This window comes from Xanthomonas sp. LMG 8993, assembly GCF_009835065.2.
GTDB classification, from domain to species: Bacteria; Pseudomonadota; Gammaproteobacteria; order Xanthomonadales; family Xanthomonadaceae; genus Xanthomonas; species Xanthomonas arboricola.
Genome location: NZ_QVIF02000003.1, coordinates 219,268 through 234,635, shown reverse-complemented (window position 1 = coordinate 234,635; position 15,368 = coordinate 219,268). Strand labels below are relative to the sequence as shown.

At 67.1% G+C, this 15,368-nt stretch carries 15 protein-coding genes; 6 read left to right on the top strand and 9 right to left on the bottom strand.

The features are described from left to right. Nucleotides 1-30 precede the first annotated feature (30 nt). Nucleotides 31-525, top strand: coding sequence for a dihydrofolate reductase (locus DYQ94_RS07440; protein ID WP_126967009.1), 495 nt, complete (start codon nt 31-33; stop codon nt 523-525). 207 nt (nt 526-732) lie between these two features. On the opposite strand, the gene DYQ94_RS07435 is transcribed toward DYQ94_RS07440, so the two are convergent. The 9 genes from DYQ94_RS07435 to DYQ94_RS07395 all read right to left on the bottom strand — a co-directional run bounded on the left by DYQ94_RS07435 (nt 733) and on the right by DYQ94_RS07395 (nt 10,051). Beyond that, entirely contained in the window at nt 733-1,686 is a 954-nt protein-coding gene (locus DYQ94_RS07435) for a symmetrical bis(5'-nucleosyl)-tetraphosphatase (RefSeq protein WP_160955087.1), read from the bottom strand. Between the two features lie 28 nt (nt 1,687-1,714). Beyond that, a complete protein-coding gene (gene apaG / locus DYQ94_RS07430) occupies nt 1,715-2,098 on the bottom strand; it encodes a Co2+/Mg2+ efflux facilitator ApaG/CorD (protein ID WP_024938284.1) in 384 nt (127 codons plus the stop codon). A 36-nt stretch (nt 2,099-2,134) separates the two neighbouring features. Beyond that, on the bottom strand, nt 2,135-2,923 hold the full coding sequence (gene rsmA / locus DYQ94_RS07425; RefSeq protein ID WP_024938283.1) for a 16S rRNA (adenine(1518)-N(6)/adenine(1519)-N(6))-dimethyltransferase RsmA: 789 nt from the start codon (nt 2,921-2,923) through the stop codon (nt 2,135-2,137). A gap of 115 nt (nt 2,924-3,038) precedes the next feature. Beyond that, nucleotides 3,039-4,007 (bottom strand): 4-hydroxythreonine-4-phosphate dehydrogenase PdxA, encoded by a 969-nt coding sequence (gene pdxA, locus DYQ94_RS07420; protein ID WP_054591371.1) that lies wholly within the window; start codon nt 4,005-4,007, stop codon nt 3,039-3,041. 4 nt (nt 4,008-4,011) lie between these two features. Further along, entirely contained in the window at nt 4,012-5,412 is a 1,401-nt protein-coding gene (locus tag DYQ94_RS07415; protein ID WP_046345755.1) for a peptidylprolyl isomerase, read from the bottom strand. Further along, a complete protein-coding gene (gene lptD, locus DYQ94_RS07410; RefSeq protein ID WP_024938280.1) occupies nt 5,409-7,841 on the bottom strand; it encodes an LPS-assembly protein LptD in 2,433 nt (810 codons plus the stop codon). Before lptD ends, DYQ94_RS07415 begins: the two co-directional genes overlap by 4 nt. 126 nt (nt 7,842-7,967) lie before the next feature. Then, on the bottom strand, nt 7,968-8,876 hold the full coding sequence (locus DYQ94_RS07405; RefSeq protein ID WP_046345757.1) for a histone deacetylase family protein: 909 nt from the start codon (nt 8,874-8,876) through the stop codon (nt 7,968-7,970). Between the two features lie 37 nt (nt 8,877-8,913). Next, the gene (locus DYQ94_RS07400) at nt 8,914-9,471 is read right to left on the bottom strand and encodes a cob(I)yrinic acid a,c-diamide adenosyltransferase (RefSeq protein WP_024938278.1); all 558 of its coding nucleotides are present in this window, start codon (nt 9,469-9,471) and stop codon (nt 8,914-8,916) included. 1 nt (nt 9,472) lies between these two features. Continuing rightward, entirely contained in the window at nt 9,473-10,051 is a 579-nt protein-coding gene (locus DYQ94_RS07395) for a hypothetical protein (protein ID WP_104608410.1), read from the bottom strand. A 269-nt stretch (nt 10,052-10,320) separates the two neighbouring features. Between DYQ94_RS07395 and ubiH the strand changes: the two genes are divergently transcribed. From ubiH to DYQ94_RS07370, 5 genes are all read left to right on the top strand, one after another. Continuing rightward, nucleotides 10,321-11,529: a 2-octaprenyl-6-methoxyphenyl hydroxylase gene (gene ubiH / locus DYQ94_RS07390; RefSeq protein WP_104608411.1), complete on the top strand. Its 1,209-nt coding sequence runs from the start codon at nt 10,321-10,323 to the stop codon at nt 11,527-11,529. Beyond that, nucleotides 11,526-12,707: a UbiH/UbiF family hydroxylase gene (locus DYQ94_RS07385; protein WP_160955086.1), complete on the top strand. Its 1,182-nt coding sequence runs from the start codon at nt 11,526-11,528 to the stop codon at nt 12,705-12,707. Before ubiH ends, DYQ94_RS07385 begins: the two co-directional genes overlap by 4 nt. Before the next feature lie 114 nt (nt 12,708-12,821). Then, a complete protein-coding gene (locus DYQ94_RS07380; RefSeq protein ID WP_160955085.1) occupies nt 12,822-13,544 on the top strand; it encodes an alpha/beta fold hydrolase in 723 nt (240 codons plus the stop codon). 86 nt (nt 13,545-13,630) lie between these two features. Further along, a complete protein-coding gene (locus DYQ94_RS07375) occupies nt 13,631-14,062 on the top strand; it encodes a nuclear transport factor 2 family protein (protein ID WP_104577232.1) in 432 nt (143 codons plus the stop codon). Nucleotides 14,063-14,187: 125 nt separating this feature from the next. After that, the gene (locus tag DYQ94_RS07370) at nt 14,188-15,222 is read left to right on the top strand and encodes a SphA family protein (protein ID WP_160955084.1); all 1,035 of its coding nucleotides are present in this window, start codon (nt 14,188-14,190) and stop codon (nt 15,220-15,222) included. The last annotated feature ends 146 nt before the right edge of the window (nt 15,223-15,368 follow it).

The following is a 15,368-nucleotide window of genomic DNA, read 5'->3' as shown; positions in this document are numbered from 1 at the left end:
TTTGATGTTCGAAGGGATATCGTCCGCTGCATGAAACTTATCCTGATCGTCGCCTTCGACCGCAACAATGCCATCGGCCGCGACAACGAATTGCCGTGGAAGTTGCCGGACGATCTCAAGCGCTTCAAGGCGCTGACCGTGGGCAAGCCGATCCTGATGGGGCGCAAGACCGCGCAGTCGCTGGGGCGTGCCTTGCCGGGGCGATTGAACCTGGTGCTGACGCGTTCGGGGCGGGTGCCGTTCGCAGACATGCAGGCGGTGGCGTCGCTCGATGAGGCGATTGCGCAGGCCGAGGCGGCAGGTGCACAGGAGCTGTGCGTGATCGGTGGCGGCGAGGTCTATCGCCTGACCATGGAGCGTGCGGACCTGCTGGCTGTCACCGAAGTGGACACCACCGTGGAACGGGCCGACACCTACTTTCCACCGATCGACCCGGCCGTGTGGGAACCGGTGCAACGCGCGTCGCATGCGGCCGATACGCGGCATGCCTTCGCATTCGATTACGTGGACTATCAGCGGCGCTGAGCTCACTTAGCCGCACATGCACGATGGTGCTGCCGAGGGCGTGCATTCCGGCGGTTTCGAGACAGCGATGCAAATCGATGCGCTTGCGTGCCGAAAGGCCCAATGTGCAAGCGTGCCAGTCACGTGGCGGATGCAGGATCAGGCTGATTCGCAAGCGCCGAGGCATTACCCCGGCATGCTGCGGCAGTGCGCCGCCACGCGCGTTACTTAGTCCGCAGCGGCAGCGGGCGGGGCGGCACTGGAAGTGGCGGAGCCGGTGCCTGCGTTCGCATTGTCTCCGCCACGCTGGCGTTGCCGGCGGCGCGGTGGCCGGCTGCGCTGTGCGGTCTTCGACGGCTGCGTGATCGGGATTCCCGGCACCTGCACCACGCGCAGTTCGTCGGTATCCAGCTGCAAGGCGGTGAGTTTGCCGCCCCATACCGCACCGGTATCGATGGCATGCACGCCCTGGGTGATGGTCAGCCCGAGTGCGGACCAATGCCCACAGACGATCTTGAGATCGCGCTCGACCCGGCCCGGTACTTCGAACCAGGGATACAGGCCCTGCGCCTGGGTACCCGGCGTGCCCTTGTCGTCGGTGGCAATGCGCCCGCGCGGGGTGCAATAGCGCATGCGCGTGAACAGGTTGATGATTGCGCGGCTGCGGTCGTACCCGCTCAGGCCCGGCGACCAGCCCGGCTGATCGCCGTACATGTTGCGCAGCAGTTTGCGATAGCCGCCGCCCTGCAGTTGCTGCTCGACCTCGCGCGCATGTTTCTCGGCCATCTGCGTGGTCCATTTCGGCGCCAGCCCGGCATGGATCATCATCCAGCCCAGTTCGCGGTCCACGTGCGCCAGCTTCTGCATCCGCAGCCAGTCGAGCAGCAGGTCGCGGTCCTCGGCCAGCACGATGCGCAGCAGATCCGGGTTGACCTTGCGCTGTTCCTCTTCCGAACGCGCGCCGATCGCCAGCAGCGACAGGTCATGGTTGCCCAGCACCACCACGCTATGCGCGCGCAGCGAATGCACCAGGCGCAGCGTTTCCAGCGATTGACCGCCACGGTTGACCAGGTCGCCACAGAACCACAGGGTGTCCTGCGCGGGGTCGAAGTTGATTTTTTCCAGCAGGCGCTGGGTGATGTCGTAACACCCCTGCAGGTCGCCAATTGCCCAGACGCTCATCGCGTGCGCTCCATCAGTCCAGCATCCATCAGTGCAGCGTCCTGGGTACGCTCAGCACGAAGGCGGCGATCGGGGCGGTGAATTCGGTGCCATCGTCGGCCACCATGTCGTAATGACCTTGCATCTGTCCCTGCTCGGTCTCCAGCAGCACGCCGGAGGTGTAACTGAACGCCTCGCCGGGACGCAGCCAGGGCTGTTCGCCGACCACGCCTTCGCCATCCACCCGTTCGGTGCGTCCGTTGGCGTCGGTGATCTGCCAATGGCGCGCGATCAGGCGCGCAGGCATGGCCCCCGCGTTCTGGATGCGGATGCTGTAGGCGAAGGCATAGCGGCCTTCGTCGGGGGTCGATTGATGGGCGAGGAAGCGGGGCGACACCTCGACCTCGACCCGGTAGCGCGGATCATCGTGCATGCGGAAAGTCTAAATAAAACCGTGTGGGAGCGGCGCTCAAGCCGGCTCGACATTGGCCAGGCGGATGAAATCCGCGACCTCGAGTTGTTCTGCGCGAGCATCCGGACGCACCTGCGCGGCCTCGAAGTGGGCGGGCTCGCAGACGTTGGACAAGGCATTGCGCAGGGTCTTGCGACGCTGGCCGAAGCCGGCGCGCACGACGTCGGCAAAGCGCCGCCGATCCCTGATCTGTACCGTGGCCGGATCGCGCGGCACCAGCCGTACCACCGCCGAGTCCACCTTCGGCGGCGGCCGGAATGCGCCCGGCGGCACCACGAACAGTGCGGTGACCTCGCAATACGCCTGCAGCATCACGCTCAAGCGCCCGTACACCTTGCTGCCGGGGCCGGCGGCCATGCGGTCGACCACTTCCTTTTGCAGCATGAAGTGCATGTCGGCTACCGCACCGGCATGGTCCAGCGCATGGAACAGGATCGGCGAGGAGATGTTGTAGGGCAGGTTGCCGACCAGCCGGATCGGCGTGCCATCGGCCAGTGCAGTGAAATCCACACTGAGCACATCGCGATGGATGATGCTCAGCGCGCCGATCGGTGCGGCCGCGTCGGTCAGTGGTGCGATCAGGTCGCGGTCGAATTCGATCACGGTCAGTGCGCCGTGCTTGCGCAGCAGCGGAAAGGTGATCGCGCCCTGACCAGGGCCGATTTCGACCAGGTGCTGGCCGGCGCGCGGGTCCACTGCCTGCACGATGCGGTCGATGTAATACCGGTCGGCAAGAAAGTGCTGGCCAAGCGACTTCTTGGCCGGTGCGCTGAAAGAATGATTCATGTGCGCAGTTTAACGTGGCAGCGCCTGCACGCGGTGCCGGTTCTGCGCATCGCCGGCACGCCAGACGGGCTGCGTGCACGCTGTGCCCCGTCGATTGTTGGCAATCAGGCCTCGCTCAGCCGCGTGCGGCCAGGCGCGCGCATAGCTCGGTCGCCGCCATCAGGCTGGACGGGTCGGCGATACCGCGCCCGGCCAGCTCCAGCGCGGTGCCGTGATCGACCGCCACGCGCGGATAGGGCAGGCCGAGCGTGATGTTGACCGCCTGCTCGAAGCCGCTGTACTTGAGCACCGGCAGGCCCTGGTCGTGATACATCGCCACCACCGCATCGAAGCCGCTGAGCTTTTGCGGCAAGAATGCGGTATCGGCGGGCAGCGGGCCGATCAGCTGCATGCCGTCGCCGCGCAGCTGCCCCAGTACCGGGATGATGACGTCCAGTTCCTCCCGGCCCAGGTGCCCATCTTCGCCGGCATGCGGATTGAGGCCCAGCACCGCGATGCGCGGGCGCTCCAGGCCGAAGTCGCGTCGCATCGCGGCGTCGGTGATGCGCAGGCAGCGCGCCACCGCGTCGGCAGTGATCGCATCGGCTACTGCGCGCAGCGGCAGATGGGTAGTCACCAGGGCGACGCGCACGATGGCATTGGCCAGCATCATCACCACCGGGCAGCCCGCCTGCTCGGCCAGCAGCTCGGTGGTGCCGGTGTAGGGAATGCCGCCGGCATTGATCACCGCCTTGTGCACCGGACCGGTCACGATGCCCTGCAGCTTGCCGGACAGGCAGTCGCCGGCAGCGCCACGCAGGCCGGCAATGACCGCCGCCGCATTGGCGGGGTCCGCGGTGCCGAAACGGGTCGGCACCGCCTGACGGATCGGATGCAGCGGCAGGTCACCGGGCGCGCGGGCGCGCTGGTCCGGATCGAGCAGCCGCACAGACAAAGACAGCGCCTTTGCGGCGCTGTGCAGGGTGTCCGGGTCGGCGTAGGCGATCAGGTGGGCATCCGAGCGCGGCCGCTGGGCGAGCCGGACGCACAGTTCCGGCCCGATCCCGGCCGGCTCGCCTGGCACCAGCGCGAGCGACGGGAGCATCGAATCAGCGCGTCGGCTGTGCCGGCGGCGGCGTCGGTGCGGCAGGCGCCGCAGGATCGGCTGGCTTGGCCGGAGCGGCACTGGCATCGCCGTCGGCGCGGTCGCCGGTGCGGAAGCTCACGTAGGCTTCGCCACGCAGTTCCTGCAGATAGCGGTTGTACTCTTCTTCCAGCTTGCGGCGGCCGATCGTTTCACGGATCTGCGCACGCTGGCTTTCGGCGCTGACGTCGGTCTGACGGCTGCCCACGCGCTGCACGATGTGCCAACCCGCCTGGGTGCGGAACGGCTCGGACACCGCGCCGTCGGCCAGGCCTTCGACCTGCTTGCCGAAGTCCGGGCCGAATGCGTCGGCCGGGAACCAGCCCAGATCACCACCCTGGCCACGGCTGTTGGTGTCTTCGGACGACTCCTTCGCGGTGGCCTGGAAATCGGCGCCACCGACGATGCGCGCACGCAGCGTGTCGATCTTGGCCTTGGCCTGCGCTTCGGTCTGGCTGTCGTTGATGCGCACCAGGATGTGACGTGCGTTGTATTCGGTGACCAGCTTCTTTTCGCCGCCGGCATTGGCGTCGCGCATTTCCACCAGCTTGAGCAACTGGAAACCGCTCGGGCCGCGCAACGGACCGGCGACCTGGCCGGGCTGCATGTCGCGGATCAGCTGGGCGAATGCGTTGGGGATCTCGTCCAGGCTGCGCCAGCCCAGGTCGCCGCCTTCCAGCGCGTTCGGGCTGTCGGAATACCGCACTGCCGCTGCCGAGAAGTCCAGCTCGCCCTTGTCGATCAATGCCTTCACGCCATCGACCTTTTTCTGGCCGGTGGCGATCTGATCGGCCGTCGCGCCTTCCGGCAGGCCGACCAGGATGTGCGCCAGGTGATATTGGCTGCCGGTGGTGGCCTGCTGCGCCAGCGCAGTGTCCACTTCACCTTCGCTCACGCTGATGCGGCTCTGCGCAAAGCTCTGACGCAAGCGCTGCACGATGATTTCGTCGCGCACCGAAGCACGGAAATCGCCATAGCCCATGCCGTCGGCCGCCAGTTTCTGGCGCAGGCCATCGACAGTGGTGCCGTTCTGCTGGGCGATGCTGGCAATGGCCCGGTTGAGTTCCTCGTCGCTGACGCGGATACCGCTGCCATCGGCGCGACCGACCTGCAATTTGACCAGAACCAGACGCTCCAGCACCTGGCGCTGCAGGACATCGTCCGGCGGCAGCTGGTTTTCCCGGCCGGCGTACTGCGACTTGACGTTGCGTACGGCGCGATCGAGCTCGCTCTGCAGCACCACGTCTTCATCGACGATGGCGGCAATGCGATCCAGCGGCTGGGATTGCTGTGCCGAGGCCAACGGCGAGAGCGTGCTGGTGAGTACCAGCAGCGAGGCAAGAACAACAGAGAAAGGCTTGGTCATGGAATCAAGTTCGGATCGTAATCGTCCGGATTAGTCGTGGTATTGCTGGGCGGGACCAGGTACAGGTCGTCGCGGTAATAGCCGAGAATAGCACGGCGCAAAGTGCGGTCCGTATTCTGCCCGAACGAGCTCAGGCCCTTCAGCACGAACTCCACCTGGATGGAGTTGTCCATCTCGCCATTGCGGTTGCGCACGAACCGGCGCACCAGCGCGCGTACCGCCAGGCAGCAGCTGTCCCACTGCACGCCACCGATGATTTCCAGCGGCTTGCGGTCCAGCAGCGAATAGTAATAACGGCCGACCGCACTCCAGCTGGGGTTGATCGGGTACAGGAAGGAGAAGTCGGCCTGCTTGAGCTGGTCGCTGTCATCGATCAGGTTGCGACGGTAGCGATACGCCAGATTGATGATGCCGTCGTTGTTGAGCAGGTAGCGCGTACGCAGGCTGGCTAGATCTTCCTTACGCGAATTCGGGTTCCATTGATAGGTGGCGCCCATCGACCAGCGGTCGTTGATCATGTAGTTGGCATCGGCCACCCAGGCGGACTTGCCCTGCTCGATCGGCTGCTCGCTGCCGCCGGTGGCAGTGTTGGTGCTGTTGTTGATGGTGACCAGCGAGTCGTTGAAGTACAGGATCTGGCCCGCACTCAGCGACAGTTTCTCGCGGCCATCGTCCTGGCGCAGCCAGCGCGAGGTCACTGCCAGGGTCAGCTGGTTGGCATCGTTCTGACGGTCGGCGCCGGTGTAGCGTGAGTCGCGGAACAACTGCCCGTAGCTGAAGGTGAACGGGCGGGTATCGAAGACCGGCAGATCGTCCTGGTCGCGGTACGGCACGTACAGGTAGTACATGCGCGGTTCCAGCGTATTGAGATAGTTGGTGCCGAATACCGAGGTCTCGCGGTCGAAATACAGACCGGCGTCCACCGATGCGATCGGCAGGCTGCGCGACGGAGAACGGTCGCCGGTCAGCGGCGCGGTGTTGGCCAGCGTCGAATCCAGCTGATACGCGGTGTAGCGCCATGCCACGGTCGGAGTGAAGAACCAGGCTGCGCCGGACAGCGGCATCGAGATATAGGGCTTGATGTCAAAGCGCGAACCGCTGCCGTATTCCTTGTTGCGGATGTTGGTGCGCACGTAATCATCGCCGTCGTCACCGTTGGTGTTCCCGTCGGTCGGAGGCCTGACAAAGTAAGAGTCGTCGTGGTTGAAACGCACCGCTTCGGCGTACACGCCGGCCTCGAAGATGCCGAATGGCTTGTCCCAGGTGAAATACGCGCGCGGCTGGCGGTTGTAGGGCAGTGCCTGCTCGTCCAGCGTGTAGTCGGTCAGCTGCCAGCGATCGGCCATCAGGCCGGCGGTCCAGGTTTCGCCGGTACCGTAGATGCCCACGGTGCTCTGCAGGCTGGAGGCCGAGCCCATGCCGTTCAGGCGGCTGGTGAAGTCTTCCACATAGCGGGTGTCGCTGACCCAGGAGATGCTGGCGCGCGCCTGCCAGTACTTGTTGACGTTGTGATAGCCGCTATAGAAGACGCTGCCGCGATCCTTGTCGCGCAACTTGTCGTTGGGCAGGTAGTTGCCGGTGATCTCGCCGCGACCGCCTTCGTACAGGTAGCGAAACTCGGTGCCGAACATGAAACCGCGCTTGCTCATGTAGCGCGGCAGCAGGGTCGCGTCGTAGTTCGGCGCCAGGTTCAGGTAGATCGGCTGCAGGTAGTCGAAGCCATTGCGGCCGGACAGGCCGAATTGCGGAAACAGCAGGCCGGTCTGGCGACGGTCGTCGATCGGGAACTTGAACCAGGGGAAGTACAGCACCGGCACCTTGCCGATCTGCAGCACGGCGTTGCGGGCGGTGCCGAAGCCTTCTTCGTTGTCGACGTCGATCTCCGGCGCGCGCACGCGCCAGATCGGCTGCGAGGGATCGCAGGTGGTATAGGTCGAGCGGTGCATCTGCCCGACCTGGCCCTGCAGGTCCACCGACTCGGCCGCGCCGTTGCCGCGCCGGTCCACCAGCTGGTACTGGATGTTGGTGACCTTGTGGGCGTCGGTGTCCTGATTGCCTTCGGCGCGGTCGGCCACCATGCGGAAGGAGGTGTCCTGGTAGCGGACATGGCCTTCGGCGATGTAGTTGCCGGTCTCGGTGTCCATGCGCAGGTTGTCGGCGCCCAGGAACTGGTCGCCGCGCTTGAGCGCCACATTGCCCTGGTACTGCGGGGTGGTGCTGGTGCCGGACAGCTGGTCGCCTTCGATGTCGGTCGGCAACTGCTGGCGCATTTCGGCGGCCTTGGCATCTGCGGCGGGCGCGCCGTCGAAGCCTGGCAGCGGATCCACGGCCGGGCACAGTCCCCAGTTCAACGGCTTGTCGGCAGCCATGGCCGGGAGGCAGATGGCGATGCTCAAAGGCAGGGGCAGCAGGCGGAGAACTCGGCGCACGCGTGATTCAACCAATAAAATGGCGACTAGCTTGCCGTATACCCCGCATAGGGGCAATGAAGAGCTCCCTGGTCGGGAGGGCGAGGTTCATCGCGATGGGGGGCGCGAGCAAGGCGCCGGTAGGGTTCAACGCAGCGCGGCCACGTGCGCCACGCTGCTTTCGCGCAAGGCCTGCAGGTCGTAGCCGCCTTCCAGCATGGACACCACCCGGCCACGGGCATGCCGCTCGGCCAGGGTGCGCAGCGCGCCGGTCAGCCAGGCGAAGTCGTCGGCATCGAGCATCAGATCGGCCAGCGGATCGCGCAGATGCGCATCGAAGCCGGCCGAGATCAGGATCAGCTGCGGGCGGAAGGCATCCACCAGCGGCAGCATCTCGTCTTCCCACACGTTGCGGAAGCGCAGCCCGTCGCTGCCTGGTTGCAGCAGCAGGTTGTGGATGTTGCCGATGCCGCGCTCGTAAACGCTGCCCGAGTGCGGATAGAGCCCGGACTGGTGGGTGCTGAGATACTGCACGCTCGGGTCGCGTTCGAAGATCGCCTGCGTGCCGTTGCCGTGGTGGACGTCGAAATCCACGATGCTGATCCGTTCCAGCCCATGCCGGTCGCGCGCGTGCGCGGCGGCCACGGCAATATTGTTGAACAGGCAAAAGCCCATCGACACCTGCGCGGTGGCATGGTGCCCGGGTGGGCGCACGGCGCAGAAGGCGGTGCGGGTGGCGTCCTGCATCACCGCGTCCACCGCGGCGATGCCGGCCCCGGCCGCGCGCAACGCCGCCGCGCGCGAGCCGGGCGACATCACGGTGTCCACGTCGAGCCGGTGGTGGCCTTCGAAGGCGGTTTCCAGCACCGCGTCGACTTGTTCGCGCTCATGCACCCGGCACAGGTCGCCGAGCTTGGCCAGCGGCGCCTCGCGCCAGTCCAGGTCCGGGAACGCGTCGCGCAGTGCCTCCACCACCGCTTCCAGGCGGGCGGGGCTTTCGGGATGCTCGGGGCCGGCGTCGTGCCCGAGGCAGGCGGGATGGGTAAAGACCAACATGGGGCAAATCTAGCCTGTCCGCCGTGCCATGTGCAGGTCAGCCGCGCCGGCGGTCGTGCCGCCACAGCACTTCCTGCTGGCCATCGGCGCGCGCCAGCACGCGCGCCAGCACGAACAGCAGGTCGGACAGCCGGTTCAGGTAACCGATCGCCTCGCTGCGCACGGTCTCCTGGCGCGACAGCGCAACGGTCTCGCGCTCGGCCCGGCGCACGATGGTGCGGGCCAGGTGGCAGCGCGCAGCGGCCTCGCCCCCGGCCGGCAGGATGAACTCCTTCAGCGGGGGCAGCGTGTCGTTGAAAAGGTCCAGCTGGCGCTCCAGCGCATCGATATCGGCGCTATCGATCGCGGCATGGCCGGGGATGCACAGCTCGCCGCCCAGATCGAACAACTGGTGCTGGATGGTGGTCAGCAGCCCGGCGATCGGTTCCGGCACGCCGGGGGCAGCCAGCAGCACGCCGATGGCCGAGTTGGCCTCGTCCACGGTGCCGTAGGCGTTGACCCGCAGCGCATCCTTGCCGGTACGGCTGCCGTCGCCCAACCCGGTGCTGCCGTCGTCGCCGGTGCGCGTATAGATCCGCGAGAGCCGGTTGCCCATCTCAGCCGGCCTGGGTCTGGCCGGGCGCGCTGGTCAGGCGCTCGGCGGCCACCTGGATCGCCGCGGCAGCGGCGACATACAGCGCGGCGCTGCGCAGATACGGCCCCAGCCAGTCGGTGTAGTTCTTGAACCAGCCGGTCACGGTCGGCTCGGCCACGCTGGCACTGATCCAGTAGAAGCTGCCCTGGGCGATCAACTGGCACAGCGCCACCGAGAGCAGCAGCGCCGGCACCAGCCGGGCCAGCGCGCTCCACTGCGCGCCGTGGTACTGCCGACGCAGCCACATGCCGCCGGCCCATAGCGCGAAATACGCCGGGATCAGGCACCAGTACGCCGGCGACACGCAGTAGTGCTGCCAGAAGCTCAGGCCCTGGCTGGTGATCACCAGCCAATCCACCGCCACTGCCAGCAGCATCAGCAGCGGGAACGCCAGCCTGGTGCGCTCGGCCAGATGGAAGCCGCCGATGAAGAACACCGCCCAGGACGCGTCCGGGATCGGCGCGAAGTGATTGATCCGCGTGGCCGCCATCAGGACGGCAAGCAGACTCAAAACCAGGGTGTCGTGCGAGCGAGGAGTCATGCGCGGAGGTGGCCGGATCACAGGCTGGCGAGTGTAGCGTGGAACCCGGCGCGCCCGCGCCATCGGCGGCCTTGCGGTGGCCCGCCTGGCCGCCCCCGTTGCTGGACACGACGGACGCAAATCGGTGGGTGCCCGGATGCGTCCTGCACCGGGCAGGGCCGGCAGCGCTCCCTGCGCGAGCAGCCGGCCGCGTCAGACCAGCTAGGGCGCGGCAAGCTGTCCCACCCGTTCGCGGCAACGGGTCATGGGCGAAGGCTTATCATGTGGCAATGACACATCCACATGACGTTCTGATCGTCGGCGGCGGCCTGGTCGGCTCCAGCCTGGCGATTGCGCTGGACCGCATCGGCCTGGATGTCGGGCTGGTGGAAGCCACCCCGGCCGGCACGCCGCCAGCGGTGTTCGACCAGCGCAATCTGAGTTTTGCCGCCGCCACCGTCAATGCGCTGAGCGTGCTGGGGGTGATGGCCAAGCTGCGCAGCGCCCCTGGGCCGATCCGGCGCATCCACGTCAGCCGGGCCGGCGACTTCGGCCGTGTGCAGTTGGACGCGGCCGATTACGGCCGCGACAGCTTCGGCCAGGTGGTGGTGGCGCGCGATTTCGGCGAGGCCTTGCAGGCACGCCTGGACGAGCTGACCCGGCTGCGCCGCTATCGCCCGGCACGCTGCATCGGGGTCGAGCCGGTACAGGACGGTCTGCGCGCGCTGCGGATCGCCACCGCTGATGGTGAGCAACGCCTGCAGGCGCGGCTGGTGGTGGGCGCCGACGGCACCCATAGCGCAGTGCGCGAGCTGCTGCATATCGGCAGCGATGCGCACGACTTCCTGCAGACCTTGTTCGTGGCGCGGGTGCGTGCCTCCCGCCCACCGGATGGCACCGCCTGGGAGCGCTTCGGCGAGCACGGGCCGACTGCGCTGTTGCCGCGCGGCGACCGCCATTACGGCGCGATCCACTGCGTGGCGCGCGCCGAGGCCGAGGCGGTGGCCGCGCTCGACGAGACCGGATGGCTGGCCAGGTTGCAGCGGGCGGCTGGATGGCGCGCCGGGCGCTTTGTCGCCAGCGGCGAGCGCAGCGCGTACCCGCTGGTGCAGGTGCTGGCCAACGAGTTGGTCGCCGAGCGCGTGGTGCTGCTCGGCAACGCCGCGCAGACGCTGCATCCGATCGGCGCGCAAGGCTTCAACCTCGGCTTGCGCGATGCACTGACGCTGGCCGAATTGATCGAGCACGATCGCAGCGATGCCGGGGCCGGCGCATTGCTGGCCGGTTACCTGGCACGCCGACGCGTGGACCGCGAGCAGACCATCGGGTTTTCCAGCGGGCTGGCGCGGCTTACCGGGAATCCGGCGCCGTTGCTGCGGCCGTTGCGCAGCCTCGGCCTGCTCGCCACCTCGCAGGCGGCGCCGCTGCAGTCGATGCTGGTCGGCGGGGCGATGGGTTTCCGGGGCGATGTGCCGCAGTTGTGCAGGGGCGTCGCATGAGCCGCCGTGGTAATCGTGATGCCTTGATCGTTGGCGGTGGCGTGGTCGGTGCCGCCTGCGCGCTGGCGCTGGCCGATGCCGGCCTGAGCGTGGCCCTGGTCGAAGGCCGCGAGCCCGCGCGTTGGCGGGCCGACCAGCCCGATCTACGCGTCTATGCCTTTGCCGCCGACAATGCCGCATTGCTCGACAGCTTGGGCGTCTGGGCGTTGGTACGCGCTGCCCGCGTGCAGCCGTACCGGCGCATGCGGGTCTGGGATGCGGCCGGTGGTGGCGAGCTGAGCTTCGATGCCGACACCCTGGGCCGCGAACAACTCGGCTGGATCATCGAACACGCGGTGCTGGTCGATCGCCTGTGGGCCGCCGTGCACGCGGCCGGCATCGAGGTGCATTGCCCGGCACGCGTGGTCGAGCTGGAGCAGGATGCACACAGCGTGCGCCTGCGCCTGGACGATGGCAGCCGCCTGGAAGCGGCGCTGGCCATCGCTGCCGATGGCGCCGCATCGACCTTGCGCGAGCTCGCCGGTCTGCCGGTGTCGCGGCATGCCTACGCGCAGCGCGGCGTGGTCGCCTTCGTGGAGACCGAACAGCCGCATCAGGCCACTGCCTGGCAGCGTTTCCTGACCACCGGCCCGCTGGCATTCCTGCCGTTCGCCGATGGCCGCAGTTCGATCGTATGGACCTTGCCGGATGCCGAGGCCGCGCGCGTGCTGGCGCTGGACGATGCCGACTTCTCGCGCGAGCTGACCCAGGCCTTCGCGGCGCGGCTGGGGCAGGTGCGTGTGGTCTCCGCGCGCACGGCGTTTCCGCTGCAACGGCAACTGGTGGAGCAATACGTCAGCGGCCGCGTGCTGACCTTGGGCGATGCCGCGCATGTGGTGCATCCGCTGGCCGGGCAGGGCGTCAATCTGGGCCTGCGCGATGTCGTTGCGTTGCGCGATGAAGTGCGCAATGCGCTGGCAAGGCGTGCGGACTGGGCCGCCCCGCATCGGCTGCAGCGCTGGTCGCGCACCCGGCGTAGCGAGAACACCGTGGCCGCGTATGGCTTCGATGCGATCAACACGGTGTTTTCCAACGACGACATGCATCTGACCCTGTTGCGCGGGTCGGTGCTCGGGCTGGCCGGCACGTTGCCGCCGCTGGTCGATGTGCTGTGGAAGCGCGCCTCCGGCAGCGCGTGATCGCCTGACGGCCGACGCGCATGGCGTCGGTCATGTGTTGGTATGTCGATACGCTTATAGCGCGGGCAGCATGTTCCATACGACGGGCGAAGCCGGCGTGGCTACAGTCGAGCCATGTCATCTTCCACCACCCGTTCGTCCAAGCCCGGCCTGCTGCTGCTCTGCGGCCTGCTCTGCGACGCCAGCATCTGGCAGCCGCAACGCGCGGCGCTGAGCGATCTGGCCGAGGTGCAGGTGCTGGACTTCGCCGGCTTCGACAGCATCGTGCAGATGGCAGTACACGTACTGGCCGTCGCTCCGCCGCAGTTCGCGGTGGCGGGCCATTCGATGGGCGGGCGGGTGGCGCTGGAGATCGTGCGCCAGGCGCCGCAACGCGTGCAGCGCCTGGCCTTGCTGGACACCGGTATTGCGCCACGACGCGACGGCGAGCGTGAGCAGCGCGCGGCGCTGGTGCGGCTTGCGCAGACGCAAGGCATGCAGGCGCTGGCACGGCAATGGCTGCCGCCGATGCTGCATCCGGACCGGCACGCCGATGCCGGGCTGATGAACCCAATGATGGCGATGGTGCAGCGGCATAGCGTACAGACCTACGCCGGCCAGATCGAAGCCCTGCTGGAGCGCCCCGATGCCGCGCCGGTGCTGGCACAGATCCGCTGCCCGACCTTGCTGGGCGTGGGTCGGCAGGACGTCTGGAGCCCCTTGGCCCAGCACCAGCAGATGGCGCAGCAGATCCCGCACGCACGGCTGGTGGTCTTCGAAAACAGCGGGCATATGGCGCCGCTGGAAGCGCCCGCGGCCGTCAGTGCAGCAATGCGCGACTGGCTGCAGGACGCGTGATGGCGGCCCGGTCCGGCCGGCGGCGCGTGCGCTGCCGTCGCTGACCAGGCGTGTCGGTTTTTTCAGCAACACCCCGAGGAGGCTGCATGCCCAACGATGCATCGATCATCATTGCCTGCGAGCAGGCGATTCGCCAATTCGCACTGCTCAACGATCGACACGATCACGACGGGCTCGCCGCATTGTTCACTGCCGACGGCGTGTTCGCCCGCCCCAGTGCGCCGGAGCTGCCGGTGCACGGACGCGAGGCGATTCTGCAATCGTTCCGCGCCCGCCCGCCGCGGACGACCTGTCACCTGATGCTCAACACCCTGGTCAGCATCCAGTCGCCGACCCTGGCGCATGCGCACAGCAAGGTCCTGCTCTACACCGCTGCAGACACCTCGACGGCGCCGCCCTGGACGGCTCAATCGCCTGCGTTGCTCGGCAGTTTCGACGACGTGCTGGTACTGGAGCAGGGGCGCTGGTTGTTCAAGCAGCGGCTTGGCGCCTTGCTGATGCGCATCGGCGCTGACTGATCGCTGCCTCGCACCGATTCAACGACGCACAGACGGCGCGTTCGCCGCCGCCGCGTACCGCAGCACCGCTTTCCTCCCCCACGTCGCGCCGCAGTCATCCATCCATCGCATTGGAGAATCGCCTAGTGGAACGCGTGAGCTCATCTGCCCGTTGTGCCGTTGCACCGCCACGGTTGCCGTCGTACCGGCACCGTGTCCTGACCTTGCTGACACTGCTTGGCGCCGGCGTGCCCGTTGCGGCATCCGCACAAGCGGTGCCGGAAACCGCTGCACCGCCGCAGGGCATCAACCTGGGCGGGACGAGTTTTCTCGATGGCTTCGGCTCCTCGACGCCGGGCTGGACGGTGATCGAGTATCTACGCCACTACGACTTCGACGCGATCAAGGACGCGCGCGGCGACGATTCGGCCGCCTTCCGCGATCCCAAGGTCGGTGTCAGCGTCCTGCTGACCCAGCTGATCTACGTCACGCCCTATCGGTGGAAGCGCGCGTCGCTGAGCCTCAATGCGATCGTGCCGCTGGTCAATTACGACATGTCCTTCGCCGCAGACAGCCCCGTGCAGTTGCGCGGCAACGGGTTCGGGATGGGCGACATTTCCTTCGGCCCGGCGCTGCAGATCGACCCGGTGATGCGCAACGGACGAGTCCTGTTCTTCCAGCGCTTCGCAATCGATGCGTTCGCTCCGGTGGGCAAGTTCGATCGCGATGTCGCGATCAACCAGAGCACCGGATTCTGGTCGGTGGCGCCGCATTGGGCGTTCACCGTGCAGCCCAGCGACAACTGGGAGATCAGCATGCGGCTGAACTATCTCTACAACTTCCGCACCGATCGCGCCGGCGGCGTACCGCCGATCCCGGGATTCCGTTTTCGCAATGGTCAGGCCGGCGATGTGCTGTGGGCCAACCTGGCCAGCTCGGTCAAGGTCAGCGAGCAACTGCGCCTGGGCATCAACGGGTACTACCTGCAGCAGCTGAAGGACAACCGCACCAACGGGCAGCGTGTGCCCGACAGCAAACGCATGCAGTTCTATCTCGGGCCGGGGCTATCCTGGCGGCTGGATGCCAAAAACCTGCTGAATTTCAATGTCTATCTGCCGGTAGAGGTGAAGAACTCGGTGGCCGGCACCAGCGTCAACCTGATGTTCGTGCATTCCCTTTGACGTGGAAGCACGCACATATCCGCAGCATGCACGCCGGCGCGTCTGCGTGCATGCTGCGGCGCAGACGGATGCAGGCAACGCTGCATGCAGCGCAAGCCCGGGTAGTCCTACGTTCGAGTTCTGAGCTATGCAGGCTGCTGCGCCAG

What these genes read in the sequence shown, in the direction of transcription:
- DYQ94_RS07385 (WP_160955086.1), top strand. Translation starts at nt 11,526, where the DNA reads ATGAGCCGCCGTGGTAATCGTGATGCCTTGATCGTTGGCGGTGGCGTG.
- DYQ94_RS07440 (WP_126967009.1), top strand. Translation starts at nt 31, where the DNA reads ATGAAACTTATCCTGATCGTCGCCTTCGACCGCAACAATGCCATCGGC.
- pdxA (WP_054591371.1), bottom strand. Translation starts at nt 4,007, where the DNA reads ATGCTCCCGTCGCTCGCGCTGGTGCCAGGCGAGCCGGCCGGGATCGGG.
- DYQ94_RS07400 (WP_024938278.1), bottom strand. Translation starts at nt 9,471, where the DNA reads ATGGGCAACCGGCTCTCGCGGATCTATACGCGCACCGGCGACGACGGC.
- DYQ94_RS07435 (WP_160955087.1), bottom strand. Translation starts at nt 1,686, where the DNA reads ATGAGCGTCTGGGCAATTGGCGACCTGCAGGGGTGTTACGACATCACC.
- DYQ94_RS07405 (WP_046345757.1), bottom strand. Translation starts at nt 8,876, where the DNA reads ATGTTGGTCTTTACCCATCCCGCCTGCCTCGGGCACGACGCCGGCCCC.
- DYQ94_RS07415 (WP_046345755.1), bottom strand. Translation starts at nt 5,412, where the DNA reads ATGACCAAGCCTTTCTCTGTTGTTCTTGCCTCGCTGCTGGTACTCACC.
- DYQ94_RS07395 (WP_104608410.1), bottom strand. Translation starts at nt 10,051, where the DNA reads ATGACTCCTCGCTCGCACGACACCCTGGTTTTGAGTCTGCTTGCCGTC.
- DYQ94_RS07375 (WP_104577232.1), top strand. Translation starts at nt 13,631, where the DNA reads ATGCCCAACGATGCATCGATCATCATTGCCTGCGAGCAGGCGATTCGC.
- rsmA (WP_024938283.1), bottom strand. Translation starts at nt 2,923, where the DNA reads ATGAATCATTCTTTCAGCGCACCGGCCAAGAAGTCGCTTGGCCAGCAC.
- DYQ94_RS07380 (WP_160955085.1), top strand. Translation starts at nt 12,822, where the DNA reads ATGTCATCTTCCACCACCCGTTCGTCCAAGCCCGGCCTGCTGCTGCTC.
- ubiH (WP_104608411.1), top strand. Translation starts at nt 10,321, where the DNA reads ATGACACATCCACATGACGTTCTGATCGTCGGCGGCGGCCTGGTCGGC.
- apaG (WP_024938284.1), bottom strand. Translation starts at nt 2,098, where the DNA reads ATGCACGATGATCCGCGCTACCGGGTCGAGGTCGAGGTGTCGCCCCGC.